Source organism: Bacillus sp. AL-1R, from assembly GCF_052180195.1.
GTDB lineage: Bacteria > Bacillota > Bacilli > Bacillales > Bacillaceae_G > Gottfriedia.
This window is the reverse complement of sequence record NZ_CP197469.1, coordinates 1,299,001-1,324,617: the sequence shown is the minus strand read 5'-3', so window position 1 is coordinate 1,324,617 and position 25,617 is coordinate 1,299,001. Positions and strand designations below refer to the sequence as shown.

At 31.9% G+C, this 25,617-nt stretch carries 24 protein-coding genes; 7 read left to right on the top strand and 17 right to left on the bottom strand.

Annotation, left to right across the window (positions count from 1 at the left end; all coding sequences use genetic code 11):
• Window positions 1–194 precede the first annotated feature (194 nt).
• The gene (locus ACSBO6_RS06065; RefSeq protein ID WP_498844362.1) at window positions 195–620 is read left to right on the top strand and encodes a MarR family winged helix-turn-helix transcriptional regulator; all 426 of its coding nucleotides are present in this window, start codon (window positions 195–197) and stop codon (window positions 618–620) included.
• A gap of 42 nt (window positions 621–662) precedes the next feature.
• On the opposite strand, the gene ACSBO6_RS06060 is transcribed toward ACSBO6_RS06065, so the two are convergent.
• The 5 genes from ACSBO6_RS06060 to ACSBO6_RS06040 form a co-directional block, all read right to left on the bottom strand.
• On the bottom strand, window positions 663–1,709 hold the full coding sequence (locus ACSBO6_RS06060) for a polyamine ABC transporter substrate-binding protein (protein WP_098846907.1): 1,047 nt from the start codon (window positions 1,707–1,709) through the stop codon (window positions 663–665).
• A gap of 79 nt (window positions 1,710–1,788) precedes the next feature.
• On the bottom strand, window positions 1,789–2,595 hold the full coding sequence (locus ACSBO6_RS06055; protein WP_098846906.1) for an ABC transporter permease: 807 nt from the start codon (window positions 2,593–2,595) through the stop codon (window positions 1,789–1,791).
• Window positions 2,596–3,447 carry an ABC transporter permease gene (locus tag ACSBO6_RS06050; protein ID WP_353616072.1) on the bottom strand — a complete coding sequence of 284 codons (852 nt, stop codon included), beginning with the start codon at window positions 3,445–3,447 and terminating at the stop codon, window positions 2,596–2,598.
• Window positions 3,444–4,418, bottom strand: coding sequence for an ABC transporter ATP-binding protein (locus ACSBO6_RS06045; RefSeq protein WP_098846905.1), 975 nt, complete (start codon window positions 4,416–4,418; stop codon window positions 3,444–3,446). Before ACSBO6_RS06045 ends, ACSBO6_RS06050 begins: the two co-directional genes overlap by 4 nt.
• Window positions 4,419–4,533: 115 nt before the next feature.
• A complete protein-coding gene (locus tag ACSBO6_RS06040; protein WP_483295201.1) occupies window positions 4,534–5,928 on the bottom strand; it encodes an aldehyde dehydrogenase in 1,395 nt (464 codons plus the stop codon).
• Window positions 5,929–6,255: 327 nt separating this feature from the next.
• On the opposite strand from ACSBO6_RS06040, the gene ACSBO6_RS06035 reads away from it, so the two are divergent.
• The gene (locus ACSBO6_RS06035; protein ID WP_098846903.1) at window positions 6,256–6,876 is read left to right on the top strand and encodes a DUF47 domain-containing protein; all 621 of its coding nucleotides are present in this window, start codon (window positions 6,256–6,258) and stop codon (window positions 6,874–6,876) included.
• A gap of 11 nt (window positions 6,877–6,887) precedes the next feature.
• Window positions 6,888–7,898, top strand: a complete 1,011-nt coding sequence (locus ACSBO6_RS06030; RefSeq protein WP_098846902.1) for an inorganic phosphate transporter — start codon at window positions 6,888–6,890, stop codon at window positions 7,896–7,898.
• 41 nt (window positions 7,899–7,939) lie between these two features.
• Here ACSBO6_RS06030 and ACSBO6_RS06025 read toward each other — a convergent pair whose 3' ends face one another.
• Window positions 7,940–9,145 carry a D-alanyl-D-alanine carboxypeptidase family protein gene (locus ACSBO6_RS06025; RefSeq protein WP_098846901.1) on the bottom strand — a complete coding sequence of 402 codons (1,206 nt, stop codon included), beginning with the start codon at window positions 9,143–9,145 and terminating at the stop codon, window positions 7,940–7,942.
• A 206-nt stretch (window positions 9,146–9,351) separates the two neighbouring features.
• The gene (locus ACSBO6_RS06020) at window positions 9,352–10,023 is read right to left on the bottom strand and encodes a DNA alkylation repair protein (protein ID WP_098846900.1); all 672 of its coding nucleotides are present in this window, start codon (window positions 10,021–10,023) and stop codon (window positions 9,352–9,354) included.
• 170 nt (window positions 10,024–10,193) lie between these two features.
• Between ACSBO6_RS06020 and ACSBO6_RS06015 the strand changes: the two genes are divergently transcribed.
• Window positions 10,194–11,405, top strand: coding sequence for an MFS transporter (locus tag ACSBO6_RS06015; protein WP_098846899.1), 1,212 nt, complete (start codon window positions 10,194–10,196; stop codon window positions 11,403–11,405).
• A 987-nt stretch (window positions 11,406–12,392) separates the two neighbouring features.
• On the opposite strand, the gene katG is transcribed toward ACSBO6_RS06015, so the two are convergent.
• The 6 genes from katG to qoxA all read right to left on the bottom strand — a co-directional run bounded on the left by katG (window position 12,393) and on the right by qoxA (window position 19,158).
• Window positions 12,393–14,576: a catalase/peroxidase HPI gene (gene katG, locus ACSBO6_RS06010; RefSeq protein ID WP_498844361.1), complete on the bottom strand. Its 2,184-nt coding sequence runs from the start codon at window positions 14,574–14,576 to the stop codon at window positions 12,393–12,395.
• A gap of 234 nt (window positions 14,577–14,810) precedes the next feature.
• Window positions 14,811–15,278: an NUDIX hydrolase gene (locus ACSBO6_RS06005; protein ID WP_098846897.1), complete on the bottom strand. Its 468-nt coding sequence runs from the start codon at window positions 15,276–15,278 to the stop codon at window positions 14,811–14,813.
• A 170-nt stretch (window positions 15,279–15,448) separates the two neighbouring features.
• Window positions 15,449–15,730: a cytochrome aa3 quinol oxidase subunit IV gene (qoxD, locus tag ACSBO6_RS06000; protein ID WP_098846829.1), complete on the bottom strand. Its 282-nt coding sequence runs from the start codon at window positions 15,728–15,730 to the stop codon at window positions 15,449–15,451.
• Window positions 15,727–16,326, bottom strand: coding sequence for a cytochrome c oxidase subunit 3 (locus ACSBO6_RS05995; protein WP_483295200.1), 600 nt, complete (start codon window positions 16,324–16,326; stop codon window positions 15,727–15,729). Before ACSBO6_RS05995 ends, qoxD begins: the two co-directional genes overlap by 4 nt.
• On the bottom strand, window positions 16,295–18,259 hold the full coding sequence (qoxB, locus tag ACSBO6_RS05990) for a cytochrome aa3 quinol oxidase subunit I (protein ID WP_098846831.1): 1,965 nt from the start codon (window positions 18,257–18,259) through the stop codon (window positions 16,295–16,297). Before qoxB ends, ACSBO6_RS05995 begins: the two co-directional genes overlap by 32 nt.
• The gene (qoxA, locus tag ACSBO6_RS05985) at window positions 18,259–19,158 is read right to left on the bottom strand and encodes a cytochrome aa3 quinol oxidase subunit II (RefSeq protein WP_098846832.1); all 900 of its coding nucleotides are present in this window, start codon (window positions 19,156–19,158) and stop codon (window positions 18,259–18,261) included. Before qoxA ends, qoxB begins: the two co-directional genes overlap by 1 nt.
• Before the next feature lie 933 nt (window positions 19,159–20,091).
• Between qoxA and ACSBO6_RS05980 the strand changes: the two genes are divergently transcribed.
• From ACSBO6_RS05980 to ACSBO6_RS05970, 3 genes are all read left to right on the top strand, one after another.
• On the top strand, window positions 20,092–20,421 hold the full coding sequence (locus ACSBO6_RS05980) for a DUF1904 family protein (RefSeq protein ID WP_098846833.1): 330 nt from the start codon (window positions 20,092–20,094) through the stop codon (window positions 20,419–20,421).
• A 247-nt stretch (window positions 20,422–20,668) separates the two neighbouring features.
• Entirely contained in the window at window positions 20,669–22,024 is a 1,356-nt protein-coding gene (locus ACSBO6_RS05975) for an arsenic transporter (RefSeq protein WP_098846834.1), read from the top strand.
• Between the two features lie 30 nt (window positions 22,025–22,054).
• Window positions 22,055–22,720, top strand: coding sequence for a YwrJ family protein (locus tag ACSBO6_RS05970; protein WP_098846835.1), 666 nt, complete (start codon window positions 22,055–22,057; stop codon window positions 22,718–22,720).
• 109 nt (window positions 22,721–22,829) lie between these two features.
• Here the strand turns inward: ACSBO6_RS05970 and ACSBO6_RS05965 are convergent, their stop codons facing one another.
• Genes ACSBO6_RS05965 through ACSBO6_RS05950 form a run of 4 tightly spaced genes read right to left on the bottom strand, consistent with a single transcriptional unit; the run spans window position 22,830 to window position 25,514 of the window.
• Complete coding sequence (locus ACSBO6_RS05965) at window positions 22,830–24,041, bottom strand: DUF4097 family beta strand repeat-containing protein (RefSeq protein ID WP_498844360.1); 1,212 nt, start codon at window positions 24,039–24,041, stop codon at window positions 22,830–22,832.
• Window positions 24,038–24,493 (bottom strand): hypothetical protein, encoded by a 456-nt coding sequence (locus tag ACSBO6_RS05960; RefSeq protein WP_142339235.1) that lies wholly within the window; start codon window positions 24,491–24,493, stop codon window positions 24,038–24,040. Before ACSBO6_RS05960 ends, ACSBO6_RS05965 begins: the two co-directional genes overlap by 4 nt.
• Before the next feature lie 14 nt (window positions 24,494–24,507).
• Window positions 24,508–24,969, bottom strand: a complete 462-nt coding sequence (locus ACSBO6_RS05955; protein WP_098846838.1) for an anti-sigma factor — start codon at window positions 24,967–24,969, stop codon at window positions 24,508–24,510.
• A complete protein-coding gene (locus ACSBO6_RS05950) occupies window positions 24,966–25,514 on the bottom strand; it encodes an RNA polymerase sigma factor (protein WP_098846839.1) in 549 nt (182 codons plus the stop codon). Before ACSBO6_RS05950 ends, ACSBO6_RS05955 begins: the two co-directional genes overlap by 4 nt.
• Window positions 25,515–25,617: the final 103 nt, after the last annotated feature.

The following is a 25,617-nucleotide window of genomic DNA, read 5'->3' as shown; positions in this document are numbered from 1 at the left end:
TTCACCCCTACCAATGTCTTTTATCATACTATTTACAAAACACTATAGATACTATACAGACAAAACTTGACAAATTTAAAAAACTTAGCTAAATCCCTTGCATTCTTGAAAATAATTTAGAAAATTGGTAACCTATACGTACAATCCAACTTTATTAATAACTTTTAATCATAATTTAGGAGGTGGATTCTGCCTTGCTAACCGATAACGACAAACTTCTTCTAGATGATTTAACAAGTTTAATGATTCGAGTTCGAAAAAACTGGCAAAAAACTGATGAGGAAGTTAAAAACTCCTTAACTCCACCAAAGTATTTGCTTTTATATTTAATTTATAAAAATCAAAAAATTACTGCTTCAGAACTTGGAAGACAAATTGGATTATCTTCAGGTTCTATTACAACTGCTGTTAATAAATTGGTTGATAATCATTTAATTTCTCGAAAAAGAGATAGCCGAGATCGAAGAGTTACATGGCTTGAATTAACTGATGAAGGAAAACGGTTGATTGAAGAAATCTTCAATTTCAGACAAGAATTATGGCAAACTTTATTCGAAAATCTTTCACATAGTGAAAGAGATCAATTTCGATTCTTATTAAACAAATTAATCTCAAACTAAAAAGGTTATCTCCTAGAAGATAACCTTTTTAATTTGAATTATTTATTTACCAGTTTTCAATTCTGTCCAATACTTATCATATAATTCTGTTTGGTCCCCGACATCTTTAATCCAGTTGGTAGCATCCGTTTGTGCTTTTGTTACATTAATAAACGGATTTTGTTTATACTCTGCCGAATGATACGGTTCTGATTTACTATTTGGATCAGCATAGCCAATCGCCTCATAATTTTGTGCACTTACTTTTGGGTCATATAAATAATTAATAAACTTCTGGGCTAAATCTTTTTGTTTAGCATCTTTTGGTATGGCCAAAGTATCTGCCCATCTTGAAGATCCTTCTTTTGGTACAACCCATTTAATATCTTTAAGCTCTTTTTGAATATAGGCAGCATCTCCGGACCATACTTGACCAATCCATGCATCTTCAGTAATAAACTTTTGTTTTACTGTATCCGTGTCAAATGCTAATAGGTTAGGAGTTAATGTTTTTAAATTGCTATAAGCTTTTAACAATTCGTCTTCATTTGTTGAACTATTTGAATAACCATTTTTAATTAATCCCATTCCAAATACTTCTCTATTGTCATCAAGTAACGTTACATGACCTTTGTATTTTGGGTTCCATAGATCGTTCCAGCTATCAATATTTTCTTTTACATATTTTGGATTATAAGCAATCCCCGTTAATCCACCAGTGTAAACAACTGAATAGTCCCCATTTGGATCAAACTCTTGATTTGTATATTCTGGAGAAATATTATTTAAATTTGGCATTTTACTTTTATCTAATTTAGCCAACATATTTTGATGAATCATTAGTTTAACCATATAATCTGAAGGTTGGATTACATCATAATTCGAACCGCCAGCCTTTAGTTTTGCATACAATTCTTCATTACTTGCAAAAACTTGATAATTAATTTTAACATCATATTTCTTCTCAAATGACTCTAAAACTTTCTCGTCAAAATTATCTGCCCAGCTATAAATATTTAATTCTTTTTTTCCAACTGAACAAGCAGATAATAGTGAACTTACTAAGCCTAATGAAATTAAAATTGCTGCAGTTTTTCTAAATATACTCATAATTCGTTCAGACTACCTCCTTATAATTTGGCACATTAATCCAGTATGCCTTTTATTCTCTACTCTACAAAATTCGATTTTAAACAATATAGGATTTTTTCTCTGATTTTTCTTGATTGTTAATACCTTTTGTACGATACACCTCAGAAATTACCATTAAGAATATAATTGTAACGATTAATATCGTCGAAATTGCATTTATTTCAGGAGTTACACCTTTTTTAACCATTCCATAAATATAAATTGGCAATGTAGTTGAACTAGGTCCTGAAACAAAAAAGCTTATGACAAAATCATCAATACTTAATGTAAAACATAATAGTGCAGAAGCAATAATTCCAGGCATTAGCGCCGGTAAAGTTACAAATCTAAATGTCTGCCATGGTGTAGCACCTAGATCACTTGCAGCATCTTCTAAATCAGATGACATTCCTGAAAGTCGAGCTGCTAAGAGAATAATTACATATGAAATACAAAATGTGACGTGAGCAATAATAATGGTAATACTTCCTAATTCAATATGAAAATTAGTAAATAATATTAGTAATGAAAGTCCCATTAATATATCTGGAACGACAATTGGTAAGTAAACTAGCCCACTAATAAAATTAGTAAATTTATACTTATGCTTATGTAAAGCAAGTGCACAAATAGTACCAAGAATTGTTGAAAGGATTGTCGTGACAATGGCAATAAATAAACTATTCATAAAAGCATCAATAACTTGTGGGTTTTGAAATAAATTTAAGTACCAGTCAAACGTAAAACCAGTCCACTGCGCATTAATCTTTGATTTATTAAATGAAAATAGGATTAAAATCAAGATTGGTAAATATAAACAAATCAAAATAATTGTTGAAAATCCAATAAGTATAGGTTTTTTCATTTATTTCTCACCTCTACTTTTATCAGCACCAATATTTTTTGTAGCTAAATAATAAAGTCCAATTAAACCAATTGACGTAATGACTAAGAATATTGAAAGTGCAGAACCAAATGGCCAGTTTCTCGCTGCTAAGAATTGATTTTGAATAACATTTCCGATTAAAGCAACTTTTGATCCACCCATTACATCTGAAACAACAAACATTCCAAATGAAGCTACAAAAACTAATATACTACCTGCAAAAATCCCTTTCATCGTTAATGGAAGAGTGACATATATAAAGGTTTGAAATGGCGTAGCTCCTAAATCGTTTGCAGCATCCAATTTTCGGTTATCTAACTGCTCAATGGCAACAAAAATCGGTAATACCATAAATGGTAATAATGTATAGACCATCCCCATTATGACTGATGGTGTATTATAAAGTAGTTGTAAAGGTTCTTTTATAATCCCTAATTGGATTAATAAAGAGTTAATAATTCCTTTTGAACGAAGGATAACAATTAATGCATACGATCTAACTAAGAAATTTATCCAAAAAGGGATTGTGATTAATAATAGTAAAACTCTCTGCCATTTTTCATTTACAACTGTAGCTGTATATGCATAAGGATATCCAATCAAAAGAGTAATTATTGTCGTTACTAAAGCAATCCAAAAAGTTGTCCATAAAACTTTTAAATAAAGTGGGTCAAAAACTTTTACAATATTTTCTAAAGTAAATGTTTTTTCAATTTCCCCATACATTCCATTTTTCATAAATGCAAAACCAAAAATTAATAATAAAGGCACTAGAAAAAATACTAATAGCCAGATAATCGTAGGTGCAATTATGTACTTTTCATTTTTCAATACATAATCACCTCATCTTCCGACCTCCAACTAATTTCAACATGATCATTTCTATTAAAACTTGTTTGGTCTGGCATTTGATAGACAATAATCGTTTGTTTATGTTTATTTAAATCGATAAAGATTTTATTTAAAGTCCCTACAAATTCTACATCTCTTATTATGCCTGAATAAGGATTATTCTCATTTGTAGTATGTGAAACTTTAATATTTTCTGGTCTAACCGCAATTTCTTTCACACCTTTATCAAAGAAATTATTTTCACCGATAAATGAAGCTACAAATTTGCTTGCTGGGTTTTGATAAATTTCTTTCGGTGATCCTATTTGTTCGATTTTCCCTTTATTCATAACAACGATTCGATCACTCATGCTCATCGCTTCTTCTTGATCATGTGTTACATAGATAAAAGTAATTCCTAATTCACGCTGAAGATTTTTAAGTTCTCTTTGTAGATCTTTGCGAAGCTTAAAATCAAGTGCTCCTAATGGTTCATCCAATAATAAGACTTTTGGATTGTTCACTATTGCACGTGCGATTGCAACCCTTTGCTGTTGACCACCTGATAATTGACTAGGTTTACGATTTCTAAATTCAGTTAATTGAGTTAATCTCATTGCTTCCTCAGCACGGACCTTTTGCTCTTCTAACGAAATACCTTTCATTTTTAATCCAAATTGAATATTTCTTTCAACATTCATATGAGGGAATAATGCATAATGTTGAAACACTAAGTTCATATCCCTTTTATATGGAGGTAAATTATTAATTGCCTCTCCGTTTAATTTGATTACACCTGACGATGGTTCTTCAAAACCAGCAATCATTCTTAAGAGTGTTGTTTTCCCACAACCACTTGGTCCTAAAATTGTTAAGAACTCTCCTGAATAAATTTCTAATGAAAGGGGAGAAATCACATTATTTTCACTAAAGTTTTTCTCTACTTGTTCAATTTCTATTATATTTTTCATTTTCCCGTCCCATCTTTAGTAATATTTTATTATTATGTAGAAATGAATAATTTATTTTCAACATATAAAAAGCCCCTTTTTGTCAAGGAGCTAGAAAAATAGTCATATTTAACCTTTATTTTAACAATTTACGAATCAACCGTAAAGCGTTTTTTGTTGTATGATATCTAATTTTCAAGTCAATTTTAGTCGTTTGTAAAAGGACACTTTTATCATGTGTAAAAGCAGCAAAACTGTACTCCCCGTGATAATTTCCTGAACCACTTTCCCCGACACCACCAAACGGTAAATTAGGATTTGCCATGTGATAAAGGGTATCATTTACACATCCTCCACCAAATGGAACTCTTTCAATTACTTTCTGAGCGATTTGTTTATTTTCTGTAAAGACGTATAGTGCTAATGGCTTAGGGTGTTGATTAATTTCATTTATGACTTCATCCATATTTTCATAAGTAAGGATTGGTAAAATTGGACCAAATATTTCTTCAGACATAATTGGTGAATCCCAAGATACATCAGAAATTAAAGTCGGTTCAATTTTATGAGATAATTGATCAAATTCCCCACCATGTAGAATTTCACCATTATTTAAAAAGCTAACCAAACGATTAAAATGGCGATCACTGATGATCTTTGTATAATCATTATTAAGTAAAGGTTTATTACTATAAAACTGAACTATTTCATTCTTTAATGCTTTAATAAAATCCTTTTTAACTGATTTATGAACATAAATATAATCTGGAGCAATACAAGTCTGCCCTGCATTTGTAAATTTTCCCCAAGCAATTCTTTTCGCAGCTAATTGAATATTCGAGTCGTTATGTACAATTGTTGGGCTTTTTCCACCTAATTCAAGAATTAGTGGCGTTAAATTTTTACTTGCTGCTTCCATCACAATTTTTCCAACTTGAACACTGCCTGTAAAAAAGATAAAATGAAATTTTTGTTGTAATAAAATCGTACTTTCTTCAATTCCACCATCAACTACAGCGATATATTGTTTATCAAAATTCTCATTAATTATTTTATTAATAATGATTGATGTATTTGGTGTTAATTCTGATGGTTTTATAATTGCAGTGTTCCCGCCAATTATTGCACCTATTAATGGAGCCATCGTTAATTGAAAAGGATAATTCCATGGTGAAATAATTAATGTTACTCCATACGGTTCTTTGTAAATATATCCTTTTGTTCCAATATGCGTAATTGGAGTTTTAACTTTTTTAGGCTTCATCCATTTTTTAAGATGTTTAATTGCTTCCGATAGTTCTTTTAATGTAAATCCTATTTCAGTTACATAGGCTTCAAAATCTGACTTATTTAAATCCTTTTTTAAAGCGCTCTTTATTTCATCCTCGTTCTCTACGATCGATTTATATAACTTTTTTAATTGTTCTATTCGAAAATTTGAAGTTTTTGTAAAACCAGTCTGAAAAAATTCTTTTTGCATAGATACTAAATGTTTAATTTCAGATGCCTTATATGTACTTTCCAAAATCATCATCACATCCTTTTTAAGTCCAATAGTTTAAACGAATAATCCTATGCTAAATTAAAATCTCACATAAAGTCAATTATTCTGTGAATACTATTCCTTATATTAACTAATGTAGAAATCGAAATATTAACTTTGTTAAAGGAATGTAAAGATATTGTAAATTTGTAAATTAATTAGACGTTTTTAATTGATTAATTTCAAAAACCAATTATTATTATTAACGTGACCTTTACTTTTTTCGACATTTTTTACATAGTTTCTGACATTATAAAATTAACTGACAAATGTGAAGGTGATAATAAATTATATGTTTTAGTTGGAGGAATCATAATGTTTTTTGGACAAAAAAAGGATGTATTCTTTGAAAAGCTTTTAGGTATTGCAGAGAATTTGCACGTATCATCAAAGTATTACGTTGATTTTAAAATAAAAAATGCAAGCGACTTAAAGAAGTTTCAAGAAGAAATGAAAGAATATGAAACAAAAGGTGATAAATTTATTCACTCTTTGATCGTTGAATTAAACAAAACTTTTATTACTCCAATTGAGCGAGAAGATATTTTACAACTTGCAATGAAAATGGATGATGTATTAGATGGATTCGAACATTGTTCAGCACGATTTGAAATGTATTCAATCACGTCTGCTGATGAATATATGGTTAAATTCGTTGATATTCTTCAAAAAGCTGTTGAAGAAATTTTACATGCAGTTAAATTACTTTCAAATAAAAAATTATTAGAGATCCGTGTTCATGCAATTAAAATTAAGGATTACGAGTCTCAATGTGATGAGCTATTACGTACATCAATTAAACAATTATTTATGAATGAAAAAGACCCAATTAAAATTATTCAGTATAAAGAAATCTACGAAAATCTAGAATCTGTAGCTGATAGTGCACAGGATGTAGCAAACACACTTGAGCAAATTATCATGCGAAATGCGTAAGGAGTCATAAAATGGAGCATTTATATTTACTTACGATTTTAATCGTGATTTTTGCATTCCTGTTTGATTTTATTAATGGATTTCATGATACTGCTAATGCAATTGCAACGTCAGTTTCAACAAAAGCATTAAAGCCACGTACAGCTATTTTATTAGCTGCAATAATGAATTTCATTGGTGCGATTACTTTTACAGGTGTTGCAAAAACGATTACAAATGGTATCGTTGATCCGATTACAATTCAAGGTTCAGATGGACTAGTTGTCGTAATTGCAGCTTTATTAGGCGGTATCTTTTGGAACTTATTAACTTGGTATTTTGGTATTCCAAGTAGTTCTTCTCATGCAATCATTGGTGCAATAGCAGGTGCCGCTGTCTCTGCAAAAGGATTTGGCGTTTTAGAGGCGGACGGTTTTATTAAAATTATTGAAGCTTTATTAATTTCCCCTGTTATTGCTATTACAATTGGATTTATCGTTATGACAATTTTAGCAACTATTTTCCGACGTGCTAATCTTTCTAAGACGAATAAAGGCTTTAGATTAGTCCAAATTTTCACAGCTTCTTTACAGTCATTTACTCACGGTACAAATGATGCACAAAAAGCTATGGGAATTATCATGATCGCTTTAATAGCTGCAAAAATTGAACCAGCAGGCGCAGATGTTCCTTTATGGGTACGTATCGGTTGTGCTATGGCAATGGCTATTGGTACATCAGTTGGTGGATGGAAAATCATTAAAACTGTTGGTGGAAAAATCATGAAAATTCGCCCAATTAATGGTGCGGCAGCTGACTTATCTTCTGCAGCTATTATTTTCACATTTACTGCTTTACATTTACCAGTAAGTACTACTCATGTAATTTCTTCTTCTATTATGGGGGTAGGTTCTGCTCAACGTGTTAAAGATGTAAACTGGGGCACTGCTCAACGTATGGTAATTACATGGATTATTACAATTCCAATTTCAGCAACAGTAGCTGCAATTTTCTATCAAATTTTAAAACTAATCTTACTTTAATGATAAAAAGGCGAATCGTATTTTTACGTTTCGCCTTTTTATTACATATATTCTCTTTTCCTTTTAGGTTTTGTAATAAAAAATATAAACAGCAGTAGTAAAATTACCGTTCCTGCTATGATAAAAGTATTCAGAGAGAGTATTGTCGGTCGATCATATGATTTTGCAGCTAGTAGCTCCGTACTGAAAAGTTTTTCGTTATTGGCCCATATTTCAACTTGTCCAAGTTTCTGATTTTTGGATATTCCATTTTCCTTGTATGACTGATCTATTGCATTTAACCGTTTTAATTTAATATCGTAATTTGTATTCGTGCCTAGTGCAGTCAAAAAGGATAAATCGCTAGGTATTTTTGTTTGAATTAAATCATTTCTTATTTTTAATTCCTTTTGCCAATCACGTTGTTTTATAAGCGTTTTTTGATGGATTCTTGAAAATGCATAGGCATCTAATAACTTAATATCTTGTAGATATTGCGGTTTTGATGAGCGTAATAAAATATTAATAATCATTTGGCCATCTTTTTTATCGATTTCAATTAAAGTATTCCTAGCAGCATCAGTATAACCAGTTTTCCCCGCATAAAAATAAGGATTTTTAAACATTTTTCCACGATTATAAATATATACATTCTTTTGCTTAGATGTACTAATATGAGCAGCTTTTGTACCCATTGCTTTCATAATTAATGGATATTTTAGAGCTTCTTTTGTAATTAAAGCTAAATCATGAGCAGTTGTATAATGATTTACATTGTGAAGCCCATTCGGATTCATGAAATTTGTTTGATTTGCGCCAATCATTTTAGCTTTTTCATTCATCATTTTTACAAAGTGGTCCATATTTCCGCCAACTCTTTCACCTATAGCATATGCTAAATCATTGGCACTTAAAATCATCATTGTCTTTAAAGCTGTATTTCGATCTAAAACTTCTCCTTCAGAAAAAAGAATTTGGGAATTACTTTTTTCTTCTTGGATACTTCTTTTTGTCATTTGAATTTTATCAATCTCTTTTAAATGATCCATCATAACCATTGCGGTCATTATTTTAGTTGTACTAGCAGGGAAATCAATTTTATTTGCGTTCTTACTATAAATTACTTCCCCACTATCGGCCAATATTGAAATTGCTTTATCACTAAATAAGTTTATTTCGTCTGCATGTACATTTTTTTGAATAAAGAAGCCACTAATTAAGCTAAAACAAAGGCATAATTTAATCATATTTTTAAAAGTCGATTTCATAAACACTAAATCTCCTTTGAACTTTTTTCATTTAGTTATTTTGTACAGGTTACATAACTCAAATTTAAATAACACTCTTGATAATAGAGAAGTGTTTGAAAACAATAATGCACCTATTATACCTTTTTAAGAATAAGGTCTCAACTAACCTATTTTTCAATAGTCTTTACTTAAATTAGATCGGTTATTTCCCGGAAAATCGACATCTATTTCTTTAATTTATCAATATATTTTAATCCCTCCCTTTTGCTTAAAGGTGATAAATTAGTTTGTATAATAAACAATTCAACCTCATTTGGATTGATATAGGAATACTCTCTCAATGCCCAACCTATTGCTTTTTGAATGAAAAACTCTTTGCTTTCTTTGAGAAGACGGCAGTAATGAAATAAACGCTCCTGGTCAGTTTTGTCCTTAAATTTCATCTGAAATAATATCGCTACTCGATTTAGCCACATATTATCCGAAGAGATCCATTTATTTGCGTACTCATCAATCAACTCTGGATAGATTAATAAATGATAACTAATTAATCGTCCAGCAATTGTATCAACGGTATCCCACCAAGACTTTTCAACTACAAGTTGTTCATATAATTTAATCCGTTCTAGCTCTGCTTTTTTTAACTGACGATCTAAACATGTTAATGCAATATATTGAAATTCTCTTTCTTCTAAGCTCCAAATATCGATTATTGATTCTAAATTTGGTGGTTCACCATTACTCAATCTAAACTGTCTCAAGAGTGCATTTCGTTCTGGTGCTTTTATTCCTAGAAAGGTAAATCTATTTTTCATATACGCTTCCATAGCGTGACGATTTTCATTATTTTTGTGTTCTTTAAAAAATCTCATTAACTCTGTTGAATAGTTGTCCATTATTCACTCCCTAACGTTTAACTAAGTAGTACTACTTAGTTAAGTTTATTTTAATCATTTCTTCTATTATAAATGAGCATAAAGTTTAATGAAAAGTGTATGAGGCAAAATTATGTAAATTTTCCGAAGATTAGTTTATGATAGATAAGTCAATAGGAAAGGAGGATATTATGCAACCAGCAGTTAATACAAAGGTTATTAATCAATCAACAATGTATCAAATTTTATTTGCAATCAGTTTAGGTCATTTATTAAATGACTCTATGCAAGCAGTTGTACCAGCCATATTTCCAATTTTAGAAAAGACAATGAATTTAACTTATACAGAAATTGGATTCATAGCCTTTGCGCTAAATATGACTTCCTCTGTAATGCAACCCGTTTTTGGGATTTTTTCAGACCGAAAGCCTTCACCATTTCTTTTACCGATTGGAATGGCATCGAGTTTATTAGGAATGCTTTGCTTAGCATTTGCACCTAATTTATTTATTGTATTATTGTCAGTTCTATTAATTGGGATTGGTTCTGCCATCTTCCATCCAGAAGGCTCAAAAGTAGCGTTTTTAGCGTCTGGCTCAAAAAGAGGACTCTCACAAGCTATCTACCAAGTAGGAGGGAATACAGGGAACTCACTGGCGCCAATCTTTACAGCATTAATTTTCGTACCACTAGGACAAAAAGGTGCTGCATGGTTTACGCTCTTAGCTGCCATTGGGATTTGTGTTTTAATTTACGTATCCACATGGTATCGAAATAAACTGAAAGAAAACCCGTTTAAATTAAAAAATAAAAGTCAATCTTCAGTTGAAAACATCAACATTACATCAGCTGTCAAATTTGCTATTATACTCCTAGTATTTATTACATTTGCACGTTCGTGGTACTCAGCAGGCATTGGTAATTATTATCAGTTTTACTTAATTAAAAGTTATGGCTTATCAATTAAAAGCACACAATTGTATTTATTTATCTTTATGATTTCAGGTGTAATTGGTACTTTCATAGGTGGAACGCTAGCTGATCGTTTCGGAAAACGGAATATGATTTTATTTTCACTAGTCGGTACATTCCCATTAGCCTTATTATTACCTCATATCTCTTTGCTGGCTGTTATTCCAATATTATTTTTAATAGGAATCATTAGTTCAAGTTCTTTTAGTGTTATTGTTGTTTACGCTCAAGAACTCGTTCCTGGTAAAGTTGGTTTAGTAAGTGGATTAATAGTTGGTTTAGCATTTGGGATGGGTGCTCTAGGAGCAGTATTATTAGGTGTAATTGCTGATGCGACTAGCCTAAAATTTGTAATGAATTTATGTAGCTTCTTACCACTATTAGGTTTAGTAGCTTTTATGCTGCCAAATGATCGAAAAAAATCTGTTTAAGTAGGAATTTATTTTCTTAAAAGGCTGTCTATATGACGGCCTTTTATTTATTATGTTGAAAAACGAGCTTCTCAACTACGCTAATTGGTCGTGAGTAAGGAACTTTCAAATTTTAGCTGGTTTACTTCCTTATAAACCTGTTATGAGGAAGTATCTTTCTATTTTTCACTAGTTTACTTCCTCATGAACCTCTTATGAGGAAGTATCTTTCAAATTTTAGCTAGTTTACTTCCTCATGAACCTCTTATGAGGAAGTATCTTTCAAATTTTAGCTGGTTTACTTCCTCATGAACCTCTTATGAGGAAGTATCTTTCAAATTTTAGCTGGTTTACTTCCTCATGAACCTCTTATGAGGAAGTATCTTTCAAATTTTAGCTAGTTTACTTCCTCATGAACCTCTTATGAGGAAGTATCTTTCAATTTTAGCTAGTTTACTTCCTCATGAACCTCTTATGAGGAAGTATCTTTCAAATTTTAGCTGGTTTACTTCCTCATGAACCTCTTATGAGGAAGTATCTTTCAAATTTTAGCTGGTTTACTTCCTCATGAACCTCTTATGAGGAAGTATCTTTCAAATTTTAGCTAGTTTACTTCCTCATGAACCTCTTATGAGGAAGTATCTTTCAATTTTAGCTAGTTTACTTCCTCATGAACCTCTTATGAGGAAGTATCTTTCAAATTTTAGCTAGTTTACTTCCTCATGAACCTTTTATGTGGAAGTATCTTTCAAATTTTAGCTAGTTTACTTCCTCATGAACCTCTTATGAGTATGAACCTTTCAAATTATTGTTTAGATAATATATACTTAGACTTCTTTTGTTCTATATTGACAATGTTTTATTTCAACACTCTGAAAAAGTCTGTCTTTATGACGGCCTTTTGTATTTAGATAATAGACGAAAAAATTTTCTTAAGAAAAATCCTCCCCGAGTTGATCAGGAAGGATTTTTTTATCGCATATTATTATTCTTATATCACTAGTTTTCTTAGACGAGATCAAATCGATCTGCATTCATGACCTTAACCCATGCAGCTATAAAGTCACGCACAAACTTTTCTTTGTTATCGTCTTGAGCATACACTTCTACAATTGCACGTAGTACTGAATTTGAACCAAACACTAAATCTACACTAGTTGCTGTACGTACAATCTCACCTGACTTACGATCACGTCCTTCGAATACGTCTCCATCAACAGGTGTCCACTCAATTCCCATATCTAGCAAGTTTACAAAGAAATCATTAGTAAGTGAGCCTACTCGATCAGTAAACACTCCATGTTGTGTGCCATTATAGTTTGTACCTAGTACACGCAAACCGCCAATAAGAGCAGTCATTTCTGGCGCGGTAAGGCCTAATAGTTGTGCCTTATCTACTAATAGCTCTGCTGAATTTACATTATACTGCTTCTTTTGATAGTTACGGAAACCATCAGCAATTGGCTCTAGCACTGCAAAGCTTTCTATATCCGTTTGCTCCTGTGTTGCATCGCCACGTCCTGGTGTAAAAGGAACGATTACATTAAAACCTGCATCTTGTGCAGCTTTTTCTACCGCGGCACTACCACCAAGTACAATTAAATCGGCCATGCTGACTTTTTTGTGTAAATGGTTTTGTATGCTTTCTAGAACACTTAGTACCTTTGCCAGTTGGTCAGGCTGATTCACTTCCCAGTCCTTCTGTGGAGCTAGACGAATTCGAGCTCCATTCGCTCCACCACGCATATCTGAGCCACGAAACGTACTTGCAGAAGCCCAAGCAGTTTTTATTAACTCGCTAATTGTTAGTTCTGAATCCAGGATCATTAATTTGATTTTTTCAACTTCTGCATCGGTTAGTTCATATTCAGAAGCAGGTATTGGATCTTGCCAAATTAAAACTTCTTCTGGGACTTCTGGGCCTAAATATCTTGAACGTGGCCCCATATCTCTGTGAGTTAGTTTAAACCAAGCACGAGCAAATGCATCAGCGAACTCTTCTGGATTTTCATGGAAACGGCGAGATATCCTTTCGTATTCTGGATCAAACCGTAGTGCCATATCAGCTGTAGTCATCATGGTAGGAACACGAACGGTTGGATCTTCCGCATCTGGAGCAAGATCCTTCTCCGCAGGGTTTACGGCAAGCCACTGAAACGCACCCGCTGGACTTTTTGTAAGCCACCATTGATATCCAAACAATAAATCAAAGTAACCATTATCCCATTTTGTTGGGTTTGCAGTCCAAGCACCTTCAATACCGCTAGTGATGGTGTCACGACCTTTACCAGAGCCATAAGTACTTAGCCAACCTAAGCCTTGTGTATGAATCGGAGCTGCTTCTGGTTCTGGTCCAACATGAGCAGCGTCTCCTGCACCGTGAGCTTTACCAAAAGTATGCCCTCCAGCGATTAGCGCAACTGTTTCTTCATCATTCATTCCCATGCGAGCAAACGTTTCGCGTATGTCACGACCACTTGCAATAGGATCTGGATTCCCGTTTGGCCCTTCTGGGTTTACATAGATAAGACCCATCTGAACAGCAGCCAGTGGATTCTCAAGATCACGATCACCCGTGTAACGTTTATCCCCTAGCCATTCAGTTTCATTACCCCAGTATATATCTTCCTCAGGGTGCCAAACGTCTTCGCGACCTCCTGCAAAACCAAATGTTTTTCCACCCATTGATTCAATAGCAACATTACCTGTTAATATAAATAAATCCGCCCAAGAAATCTTGTTACCGTACTTTTGCTTAATCGGCCAAAGCAGTCGTCGGGCTTTATCAAGATTCCCGTTGTCTGGCCAACTATTAAGTGGAGCAAAACGTTGTGTACCAGTTCCTCCACCACCACGGCCATCACCTGTGCGATATGTACCTGCTGAGTGCCAAGCCATACGTATAAAGAATGGACCATAATGTCCATAATCAGCAGGCCACCAATCTTGACTGTCCGTCATTAGATTATGAAGGTCTTGTTTTAGCGCTTGATAGTCTAACTTTTTAAATGCTTCTGCATAATTAAATTCTTCATCCATTGGGTTAGATTTTCGATCATTCTGATGTAGAATGTTCAAATTTAACTGGTTTGGCCACCAGTCTTTATTTACTGTACCAGCTGATTTCGGAGTAGTAGTGCTACCGTGATTAAACGGGCACTTTGCAATGTTAGAATTGTCATTCATTTCCATATATTTTCCTCCTTAAAAGTAAATAAATTCCCAAATAATTATGTATCTTGTATTACCTTTCAAACAAGATATGATTAATTATTATGCAATCATTATATTAAACTATTACATATATTAATAGAAATAACTATCGCAAACTTGAAATTATTCAAAAAATTGTGAACGATCGATGACATGATTTTTGATTACAAATACTTAGTCCAACTTTAATAACCTTTAGTTGAATTAAAACAATCATTTTATAATAGGTTTTTGTACTTCATTTAACCAATCGTAAATAAAAGGAGCCTGATGAGAATTTAAGTTTTTGGGAATTTCATCTTTACTCAGAAAACATAATTCAATACTTTCATTATTAGATTGCAAACTTCCTACATAATCAGTTACATGAAAAATGATTTGAACACTAAAAACTTGATCTCCATTTGCATATTGAGCAAATCCATTTTCACCAGAATAGATACCAAATAATTTCACATTTCTAATAGTCAAATTAGTTTCTTCAAATATTTCCCTTTTAACGGTTCCTTCAATTGTTTCACCTATTTCTAATAAACCACCAGGTATCCCCCAAAGCGCATAATCTCTTCTACGTTGCAAAAGAATTCGCCCAAAATGATCCTCAATGATTGCGCCACAACCAACTGTTAATATCGTCTCATTTCCAACCATTTTCCTCATTGTATTAATGTAATCGTTCATAAATTTAGCCTCAACTATTTTTTTATACTTACTTCTACATTTCATACAAGACGACCTGCTATTTAATTGATAAACCATTAATTTCATGCATTAATATGTTTAAGAAAATCAAAAAATCCCACTGTAAAAAGCAAAAAAAAGCTCTTCGTATTTCGAAGAGCTTCTAACTTTTACATACCCCAAATTAATGTCCAAAGAGTACCGAAGACAATTGTTACTGCAATAAATACTGCATAGCCTAAATTGATATATAATACTCCTTTATTTTCATCTTCTTTCATATGCATGAAAACAATTAACTGAAGACCGCCTTGTAATAATGCAGTTACAATTAAAATAATTAATGATACATTAAATGGTAAATTTAAATAATAAACACTTAAAGCTATGATTGTTAGAACAAGTGATTGGATGAAGCCAACCACTTGATGCTTAGGGAATAATGCGCTCATCCAATCAGTCCTTTCACGTAAACAAAACTAAAGATAAAGATCCATACTACGTCTAAGAAGTGCCAGTATAGTGAATAAATAAATGTTTTGTTTGCTGTAGTTTCTGTAATTCCCTCACGAGAAACTTGAATTAAGATTGCAATACCCCATAACATACCGAATGATACGTGGGCACCGTGAGTACCTAATAAAACGAATAATGCTGATAATGCTCCACTACTTTGGATCGTTGCGCCTTCATGAACATAAGTAAAGAATTCTGTAATCTCTACTCCTAAGAAGATTGCTCCTAAAGCTAGTGTTAAAACTAGGAAACTCATAAAAGCTTTTTTGTGATTTAATTTTATCGCGTTAACGACTAAACCAATCGTAAAACTACTTGTTAATAGGGCAAATGTTTCTATCATTACACCTTTCATCTCAAATAATTCTTTTTGAGTAGGTGCTGAACCAGTGTTATTCGCTAAAGTGAAGTAAACTGCGAACAATGTTCCGAATAAGGCAATCTCAGCTCCTAAAAATATCCAGAAGCCTAAAATCTTATTAGAACTTTCTTCACCTAGACTATACAGAGGCCTGCTGCTCATAATGATCACCTCGTAATTTTTTCTCTGTTTCAATAACTTCTTCTTTATGGATATGGTAGCCATGATCACGTTGGAAAGAACGTGCGATTAAACATAATGCGATAGGAACCGCAAATACAATCATTGGAACCCACCATTCAAATATTAAGAAGAAACCAAATGCCATAAATGCTGCACCTAAAATGAATGGTATACCGCTATTACTTGGCATATGAATATCTGTAATCTCGCCTTCAAGTAATGATTTACCTTCTTTTTTAGCTTTCCAGAATGGATCTAGAGAGTCAACTTTTGGAATAACTGCGAAATTATAAGGAGCGATTGGACTGCTTGTAGCCCACTCTAATGTTCTTGCATTCCATGGATCACCATTAACTTCTCTTGGTGCGTAACGTACACTGTGATAAATATTGTAAACAAGTAAAACGAATCCGATTGCTAATCCTACAGCTCCAATTGTAGCAATCATATTTAATGGTCCAAAACCTGACTCTGCACTATAAGTATAAGTACGACGAGTCATACCTTTTAATCCTAATAAGAATAATGGGAAGAATGTTACGTTAAAGCTAACAATAATTGTCCAGAACGTAATCTTACCAATTTTTTCATTTAATTTGAAACCAAATACTTTAGGGAACCAATAATAGAATCCTGCGATTACCGCAAAAACAGTACCTGGAATTAATACATAATGGAAGTGAGCAACTAAGAACATCGTATTATGATATTGATAGTCAGCACTTGCCATAGCTAACATTACCCCTGTAACCCCACCAATTGTAAAGATTGGAATAAATGCTAGTGAGTACAACATAGGAACGGTAAATTCGATCTTACCTTTTCTTAATGTAAACAACCAGTTAAATATTTTAACACCAGTTGGTATACTAATAGCCATTGTTGTAATACTAAAGAATCCATTTACGACAGATCCTTGACCCATTGTATAGAAATGGTGAACCCATACAATGAAACTTAAAGCAGAGATGGCAATCATACTGACAACCATGCTCTTATAGCCATATAAATTCTTTCTTGAGAAAGTAGATATAATTTCACTATATATACCGAATGCCGGAAGAATAACGATATAAACTTCAGGATGTCCCCAAATCCAGAATAAGTTCGCCCAAAGCATATCATTACCATGTGCCATCGTAAAGAATTGAGTACCAAACTCACGATCAAACATCATTAATGCTAAAGCTACAGTTAATACTGGGAATGCGAATACGATAATAACGTTTGTAATTAAAATACTCCAAGTAAACATTGGCATTTTCATTAATTTCAAGCCAGGAGCACGCATTTTTAAAATTGTAACGATAAAGTTAATACCAGTCATTAAAGTACCTAGACCAGCAATTTGAAGCGAGATTGCGTAATAGTTATTCCCAACTCCTGGGCTGAATTCCTTACTAGCTAGTGGGAAGTAAGCTGTCCAACCAGCATCAGGTGATCCACCGATAACAAAGCTTAAGTTTAAAAGCATTGCACCTGCAAAGAATAACCAGAAACTTACTGCATTTAAATATGGGAACGCTACGTCACGAGCTCCGATTTGTAAAGGAATAACAATGTTCATTAATCCAATAATGAAAGGCATCGCCATGAACAGAATCATAATTAAGCCGTGAGTTGTAAAAATTTCATTATAATGTTGTGCATCTAATATTTTTAAATCTGGTCCTGCTAACTGTGCTCTCATTAATAACGCATCTACTCCACCACGGAATAGCATTAATAATGCACATAGAATATACATTACACCGATACGTTTATGGTCAACAGTAGTTAACCATTCAGTCCATAAATAACCCCATTTTTTAAATTTGGTTAAACCAATAACAATAGCAAGAGATACAACAACGATACTCACCATTGCGCCATAAATCATTGGTTCACCTGTTACAAAAAAGTGATCCCATTTATAACCCATTATTTCATCCCCTCCATATTATCCATATCATGGTGATCAGATGAATCCTTCATAGAACCATGTTGATGTCCTGCTTTTGTTCCTTCTGGAGCTGGTCTAAATTCTAAATGAGTTGAAGTATATGTTTTTCTACCTAAATGCTCAATTTTTAGCAATTTATTAAACTCTTTTTCTGTTAAAGCAGGAGCTGTTTCTTTAACGTCTTTCACCCAGCCGTTAAATTCATTATCATTCATTGCTAGTACTTCAAATTCCATTCCGGCAAAGCCTTTACCATTGAAGTTACTGTTCTTACCAACAAAAGAACCTGAGTTTGATGCTACAAAATTTAATTTCGTTATCATATCACTCATTGCATATTTTTGACCACCTAATTGTGGAATCCAAAAACTTGTAATCGGACCGAATGAATAAAGTCTGAATTCTACATTTCGATTCGTTGGAATATTTACATAGTTAACAGTTTCAATTCCTTGTTCAGGATATGAGAAATGCCATTTCCAGTTTGAAGAACTTGCATAAATAACAAGTGGTTTATCATTTTCATGACCTTTTGGTACACTTTCAACTGCGTTTGTTGTTTTAACTGTTACTACTGATAAAACTGCAACAATAATAATTGGGATAACAGTCCAAATAATTTCAAGTGTTTTACTTCCCTCTTCATGAGGCGGTTCGTAATCTTTAGGAAGTTTACTAGCACGATATTTATATAGAATAACAATATAAAGAATGTAAACTACTAGTAAAACTCCTAACATCATCAACATCGAGAAGATGATCGTATCCGCTTGAGTTTTAGCAACAGGACCCTTCGGATCAAGTACTGTAATCTTGTCACAAGCACCCATTACTAATGCAACCAGCATGATCATCATGCCCATTAGAAATTTTTTCATTTCGCTCTTCCTTCCTATAACGTAAGTAAAAGTTCAAAATAGTTTTTTTGAATTATTTCTTAGATAAGTATTTTTATAAATTGTCACTAAAATGACAAACAATGTCCACAGTTATAGTAAGATACTTTAATTAAAAAAACAAACAATTATTTTCCTTTTTGAAAGGAAAAAATAAGTGTTCACATTTTAGACATATTTTAAATTATCCTCTTTTCTAGAAAACCTTTATGTATCATAGGTTCAACACGATTGCTCACTTATTCACAACGTTCACATTTTAGACAAATATTAGATTTTGATTAACTTTCTGTTCTCATTTTAATACTTATATATTAGTAAATTAGTATAATAATTTTAATGGGATTTCACAAAATAATCAGTATTTTCACACAAAAAATAACGCAGAATGATCTGCGTTAAAAACAGGGTTATTAATTTGGTGAAGAGAAAAACTACTGTCCTAGCATGTTTTTCTCTTCTATAGGGTTTTGGGGTTCTAGGGTCGCATTTCACAATTATTATTAAATGTGTATACAAACGAAGAACTAAGAAAAACATTGGCTTATTTCTTAAATTTCTTTTATTAATCATAGAATAACACAAATGAAAATGATTATCAATACCAATTATTGTTTTTTTCTCCTCTACAGAAATAATCTACATACGATTTCATTAAGCTATTTTCTTCACTAAGAACTGTGCAATTTAGCTTCGATCTTCTAATAGTAGAAATATATCCCGCTTTCAAATTATAAATTGTCACCCCCTCATTTCCTTTGTTCGCTCTACTGATTGAAAATTAAATAGTAAAATGAATTTGTTCTTTTTATTATTATTGGAAGTATTAAAATTGTTAAAATCCATAAGATTAATCTATTCATTTAATTTCCAAAGTAATTTAAGTTATAATTGTGGAAAAAAGGTGGGATATTTATGCCTCAATTATTAATTAAAGGAATTTCGACTAATGATATTTGCAAAATTAGTACGCCGTTAATCGAAGAACTCGCAGTTGTTTGTGAATGTGGAACTGATAATTTTACGATTGATTGTATCCATTCAACTTCAATATTTAATGGTGAAATTGTAGAAAGCTTTCCATTTATTGAAGTAAAGTGGTTTGAACGTGGAGTTGAAACTAGAGATCGTTTCGCTGCGACAATCGAAAAACATATTAACACATTGAAGATCCCTGAATTTGAAATTGCTTTTATTACATATCAAGAAGATTGTTATTATATAAATGGGAAGAGATTTTCTTAATAGTATTTTAAAATAATTTAGATCAGCTACTATGCTGATCTTTTTTTTTGGAAAAATTCATATTTCCGGGGCATTTGTACCTATAGGAATATGTCATTTCGGGACATTTCAACTATGTGGACAAATATACAAACTAAAAAAAATGGTTAACTGACTAAGTACATGATTACTAAAATTGAATATTAGTATATTAATCGGACAAGTAGGACACAAAAAAATGCTACCGATTAGAGAAAGGTGAATGAAAATGAATTTTGAAATTGCAATGACTGCATTTGTTTTCATAATGACAATGGCTGTCATATTCTGGAGACCAAAAGGAATTCATGAAGCATGGCCTGCTTCGATTGGAGCAATAATCATTCTACTAACTGGAGTTGTTAGTCGACACGATTTATATGACATCATAACGAAAATCGGCGGTGCTTCAATTACAATTATCGCAACAATTGTTATGGCTGTTATTTTAGAAAGCTTCGGGTTCTTTCATTGGTCAGCTGCACGTCTAGTTATATTGTCGAAAGGTTCAAGTTATCGATTATATTGGTACATTCAATTACTTTGTTTTTTAATGACATTACTTTTTAATAATGATGGTAGTATCCTTATTACAACACCAATTCTAATGATACTTTTAAAAAATCTACGTTTGAAACCACATCAACAAATACCCTACCTATTATCAGGTGCATTAATTGCAACTGCTTCGAGTGCTCCAATAGGCGTAAGTAATATCGTTAATTTAATCGGTTTAAAAATTGTCCATATGCCACTATATATGCAACCTTTAATGATGTTTGTACCTACAATGTTAGGATTATTATTTATGTCAATCATGATGTATTTCGTGCTAAAAAGTAAATTCCCAGAAGTCTTACCTGCTTCAACAAATGATATTGAAGAATCCTTTTTTATTAAAAACTTTCATCCTTTAAAAAGTAAAATCTCTGTTGAAACAAAAAGAAAAAGAACAAAGTTTATGCTAAAAATATTAACTTTCGTATTTGTTATGAGATGTTTACTGTTTGTTGCATCTTTTATTTCAGTTCCTATTGAGATTGTTGCAGTACTTGGTTCTCTCGTTTTACTTATATGGAGATGGTACCATTTAAGAACAAATCCTGTTGATATCTTAAAAAAGACTCCATGGCAAATTCTTTTATTTGCATTCTCAATGTATGTAATAATTTATGGACTTCACAATGCTGGTCTAACTGATTTTATTGTAAAAGAAATTGAACCAATCGTTAATCAAGGACTTTTCAATGCCACTTTGGCAATGGGTGGATTAGTAAGTGTTTTATCAAATCTTTTTAACAATCACCCAGCCCTTATGATTGGTACAATCAGCCTAACTGAAATGGGACTAGACCCTGTGACACTAAAGGCAATCTATCTTGCTAATATAGTTGGTAGTGACATAGGATCGCTATTGTTACCAATCGGAACATTAGCATCATTAATTTGGATGCACATTTTAAGAGAAAATAAAATTAAAGTAAAATGGAAGGATTATTTAAGCGTCACTATAATTGTGATCCCATTAACAACTATTATTTCATTAATATTATTATTTTATTGGATACAATTATTTTTTGCTTAATAATTTAATACCCTTTAGGAGGAGATCAACGTGAGTGATGTATCGACATTGCTTGGAGAACAAGTCTCAGTAAGATTATCTGGGGATGTCATATTCGAAGGCATTCTTACTGATTTAGGACAAGATATTTTAGTGCTTTTTAACGGCATAAAATATTATTATATTCCTTGGATGCATATCCATATGGTTTATCAAAATAATGATATAAAAGAAAAAATAGATAACCCTATTGAACCATCCATTACGCAAGAAATGGAATCCATTTCTTATCGTAAAATATTACTAAATGCTAAAGGAATTTTTTCAGAAATCTATGTAACTGGTAATATAACTTTTCATGGTTATATTATGAACGTATTAAATGATTATCTAGTATTTTACTCACCTGTATTTCATACAATGTATATTTCTTTATCACATTTAAAATGGATCACACCGTATAACCATAAAGTGGTGCCATATAATTTAACAAATGAGACACTAGCAGTACATCCACCTACTACGCCTTTACACAGGTCTTTTGAAATTCAGCTTAGAAAAGAAATTGGAAAGCTTGTTATTTTTGATGGTGGAACAGATCCAATGAAGATTGGGCTTTTAAATAAAGTAGATAATAATCAAATAGAACTTTCTGTTGCGAGTGGACAAAATGTTTATTTAAGACTAGGGCATATTAAATCTGTACACTTACCATAGCTGGAAATAACCTTTAATACAAAATGTATTTAAAGGTTTTTTTTAGGGTTAAATTCATAATTGCTCTAAAGAAAAAAAGCCCCATACAATACTTGGGGCTCTTAATCTTCTAATCTTTATTTACATATATTGATCCATTCTTCGTTTTTAAATTAAGTTGATGATCACCATTTCCAACTTTCGCCTTATTTGTATGATTTTCATCTTTATTTTTTAGTTCCCATCCAATATTACCATTAAAACTACCATCATGTGTTTTTGCATTGATCGTTAGATTGTTATCCTTTAGTAGGTCGATTTGAATTTCACCATCATCAGAACTAATTTTACTATTACCATTTAACAATGCATTATCAACATTAATTGAACCATTTTTTGTTTTTGCGATAACTTTTCCTTTATAATCACTTAGGTTAATTTCTCCATCATAAGTTATTATTTCACTTGTTCCTTCTATATTTGCATGTTCAATCGAAATGCTACCATCTCTTGTAGTGGAATTTAAATAACCAGCAATATTTTTGATGATAATTTCACCATCTTTCGTTGCAATTTCACTATCACTTTTCAGATTTGCATTCGTTAAGCTGATTGAACCATCTCTAGTTTTTGCAACTAAGTTTCCTGATACATTTTCAATATTGATTTGACCGTCATTTGAATTTATGACTGTTTTATTGTCTTTATTTGATAAATTTACTGATCCATTATTTATATTTATATTCGCAATAATGCTTTTAGGCAAATCAATAGTTAGCTGTGAACTGTCATTACCAAAGTGAAAAATCTGATTGTCATCATTACGTATCTCGATAATCATTTTATCACCTAATGTTTTTACTGAATAATAATCTGATAAATTATCACTATCTTTTTTATCACGATCTGGAACTCTTATATTACCATTTACGTTTACTTCATTAGAATCTATTCCATTTACACTGATTTCACTATTATTAGCTTTAATCATCACTTCATTAATTTGTGAAGTTATCTTTTTTGATTCATTTATTTCAATATTTTTTGTTTTGAATGTATATCCTATTTCTTTGGCAAACAAATGACCAATACTAAATAGTAATGAAACAACCATCATTACGATAAGTAAAAAAATACTAAATCCATGAAAACGAAGTGAATCTTCTTTTCTTACTAAATGGAATAGTAATATTTCAATTCCTAATAAAATACAAGCAACCGGCCATGCATTCATTAGAATCTTTGAATAAGGGATTGAAATAAAATTTTGTAAAAACCATAATAACCCAATTGCAATTAATATGATGCCCGCTGTTATCGTGCCAACTTTCCAATTTCTCATACTTCTTTCTTCGACTTTCCTGTTAATAATTTAATGCCAAGACCGACAAATACAATACTGATTAGTAAATTTTGTACTAAATTATAGTCAATAAAGATATTGTAATATCTAGAAATATAATCAGAAGCGTTCTCTAATAAAGATAAACAACCAAAACCAATTAAAACCCAACCAATTAAAAACTTATTAAATTTAAATTGATGATTTACGATTGGTACATCTACCAATTCAATGTCCTCACGATATTTACTATGATATTGAAGAGCATCAAAGTAGCTATAAAATACGATTACTGGTATAAAAAATCCAAAGCTTGAAATTAAATGTGTTAAAAATACTGTACCGAAAAATAACAGCATAAATTGCAATCCTCGACTCATTAATCCTAAATAAAAATGGCCAAGACCAGGTAAGATTGATAATAAATAAACTAATTTTTTACGTTTTTTCAAAGTTTGTACCTCCATTATTTTTTATTTCCTTTCAAAATTTTTGGAATTGGAATTGATAGTTTAATTTCTTCACTTTTTTCAATTAAAGAAGACGTCTGATCAATCGTTTGTACAACGTGTCGATTCGAATTCGTAATTCGCTCAGTTAATTGAAATTGGAAGAATAAAAATGTTGCTGCAGCAGCCAATACTAAATGAATGAAGCGCACCTTTTTTGAATTAGTTTTGGATTTCTTTTCGTACGTTTTTTCCGTAATCTGTATAGATTCAGTTTGTTTCATTATTTCGTTCACTAGCTCATCTGAAAAATTGATCTCAGGTGGACTCATCCATTCCATGTCTAATTCATTTAAAAGTTCAAGTTCCGCCTGACATGAGCTACATTCATTTAAGTGCTGTTCAAGCAAAAGAGATTCCTTATTTGAAAGCATCTTTTGTTGATACGATAATAGTTGGTCAGAAGTTAAATGTTTCAAATGATCCCTCCTTTATGCTTGTCTTTAATTAATCGTTTAGCTCGATATAAACGTGATTCTACAGTTTTAACGGCCACATTTAACTTCAAAGCTATTTCCCCATAAGTAAGTTCTTCAAAATAATATAATTTCAATACATCGCTATATGCCTGTGGCAATTCAATTAAATATGAATGAATAAGTTCTTTATCAATCGTTTTCATTAAAGATTCCTCTGGTGATAATATATTCTCTTCTGGTAAAGTAGAAAGTAATTCACTAGTTTCATTTTCCTGCTGTTTTACTTGTTTTCTTTTAAAATCAATTGCTTTATTCATTGTAATTCGATAAATCCATGTGGCCAAACTAGAATCTCCGTTAAAGTTTTCGAGAGAACGATACAATTGGAGAAAGACTTCTTGCGAAATATCTTCAGCATCCTTTTGATTATTTGAAACTTTCAGTGCTACTGCAAATACCTTTGATTGGTATCTTACTATTAATTCCTTAAATAGTTGATGATTCCCCTTTACTATATTCCTTACTATTTGTTCATCCGACTCCATTGCATCACCTCTTTTCCTCTTCCATAACTTTAGACGAAGACAAATTTATAAACCCTGCAAAAAAAATAAGTTTTTTATAAAAAAAATTTTTATAATCATTTTT

What these genes read in the sequence shown, in the direction of transcription:
- ACSBO6_RS06060 (WP_098846907.1), bottom strand. Translation starts at nt 1,709, where the DNA reads ATGAGTATATTTAGAAAAACTGCAGCAATTTTAATTTCATTAGGCTTA.
- ACSBO6_RS06055 (WP_098846906.1), bottom strand. Translation starts at nt 2,595, where the DNA reads ATGAAAAAACCTATACTTATTGGATTTTCAACAATTATTTTGATTTGT.
- ACSBO6_RS06045 (WP_098846905.1), bottom strand. Translation starts at nt 4,418, where the DNA reads ATGAAAAATATAATAGAAATTGAACAAGTAGAGAAAAACTTTAGTGAA.
- ACSBO6_RS06040 (WP_483295201.1), bottom strand. Translation starts at nt 5,928, where the DNA reads ATGATTTTGGAAAGTACATATAAGGCATCTGAAATTAAACATTTAGTA.
- ACSBO6_RS06035 (WP_098846903.1), top strand. Translation starts at nt 6,256, where the DNA reads ATGTTTTTTGGACAAAAAAAGGATGTATTCTTTGAAAAGCTTTTAGGT.
- ACSBO6_RS06030 (WP_098846902.1), top strand. Translation starts at nt 6,888, where the DNA reads ATGGAGCATTTATATTTACTTACGATTTTAATCGTGATTTTTGCATTC.
- ACSBO6_RS06025 (WP_098846901.1), bottom strand. Translation starts at nt 9,145, where the DNA reads ATGAAATCGACTTTTAAAAATATGATTAAATTATGCCTTTGTTTTAGC.
- ACSBO6_RS06020 (WP_098846900.1), bottom strand. Translation starts at nt 10,023, where the DNA reads ATGGACAACTATTCAACAGAGTTAATGAGATTTTTTAAAGAACACAAA.
- ACSBO6_RS06015 (WP_098846899.1), top strand. Translation starts at nt 10,194, where the DNA reads ATGCAACCAGCAGTTAATACAAAGGTTATTAATCAATCAACAATGTAT.
- katG (WP_498844361.1), bottom strand. Translation starts at nt 14,576, where the DNA reads ATGGAAATGAATGACAATTCTAACATTGCAAAGTGCCCGTTTAATCAC.
- ACSBO6_RS06005 (WP_098846897.1), bottom strand. Translation starts at nt 15,278, where the DNA reads ATGAACGATTACATTAATACAATGAGGAAAATGGTTGGAAATGAGACG.
- qoxD (WP_098846829.1), bottom strand. Translation starts at nt 15,730, where the DNA reads ATGAGCGCATTATTCCCTAAGCATCAAGTGGTTGGCTTCATCCAATCA.
- qoxB (WP_098846831.1), bottom strand. Translation starts at nt 18,259, where the DNA reads ATGGGTTATAAATGGGATCACTTTTTTGTAACAGGTGAACCAATGATT.
- qoxA (WP_098846832.1), bottom strand. Translation starts at nt 19,158, where the DNA reads ATGAAAAAATTTCTAATGGGCATGATGATCATGCTGGTTGCATTAGTA.
- ACSBO6_RS05980 (WP_098846833.1), top strand. Translation starts at nt 20,092, where the DNA reads ATGCCTCAATTATTAATTAAAGGAATTTCGACTAATGATATTTGCAAA.
- ACSBO6_RS05975 (WP_098846834.1), top strand. Translation starts at nt 20,669, where the DNA reads ATGAATTTTGAAATTGCAATGACTGCATTTGTTTTCATAATGACAATG.
- ACSBO6_RS05965 (WP_498844360.1), bottom strand. Translation starts at nt 24,041, where the DNA reads ATGAGAAATTGGAAAGTTGGCACGATAACAGCGGGCATCATATTAATT.
- ACSBO6_RS05950 (WP_098846839.1), bottom strand. Translation starts at nt 25,514, where the DNA reads ATGGAGTCGGATGAACAAATAGTAAGGAATATAGTAAAGGGGAATCAT.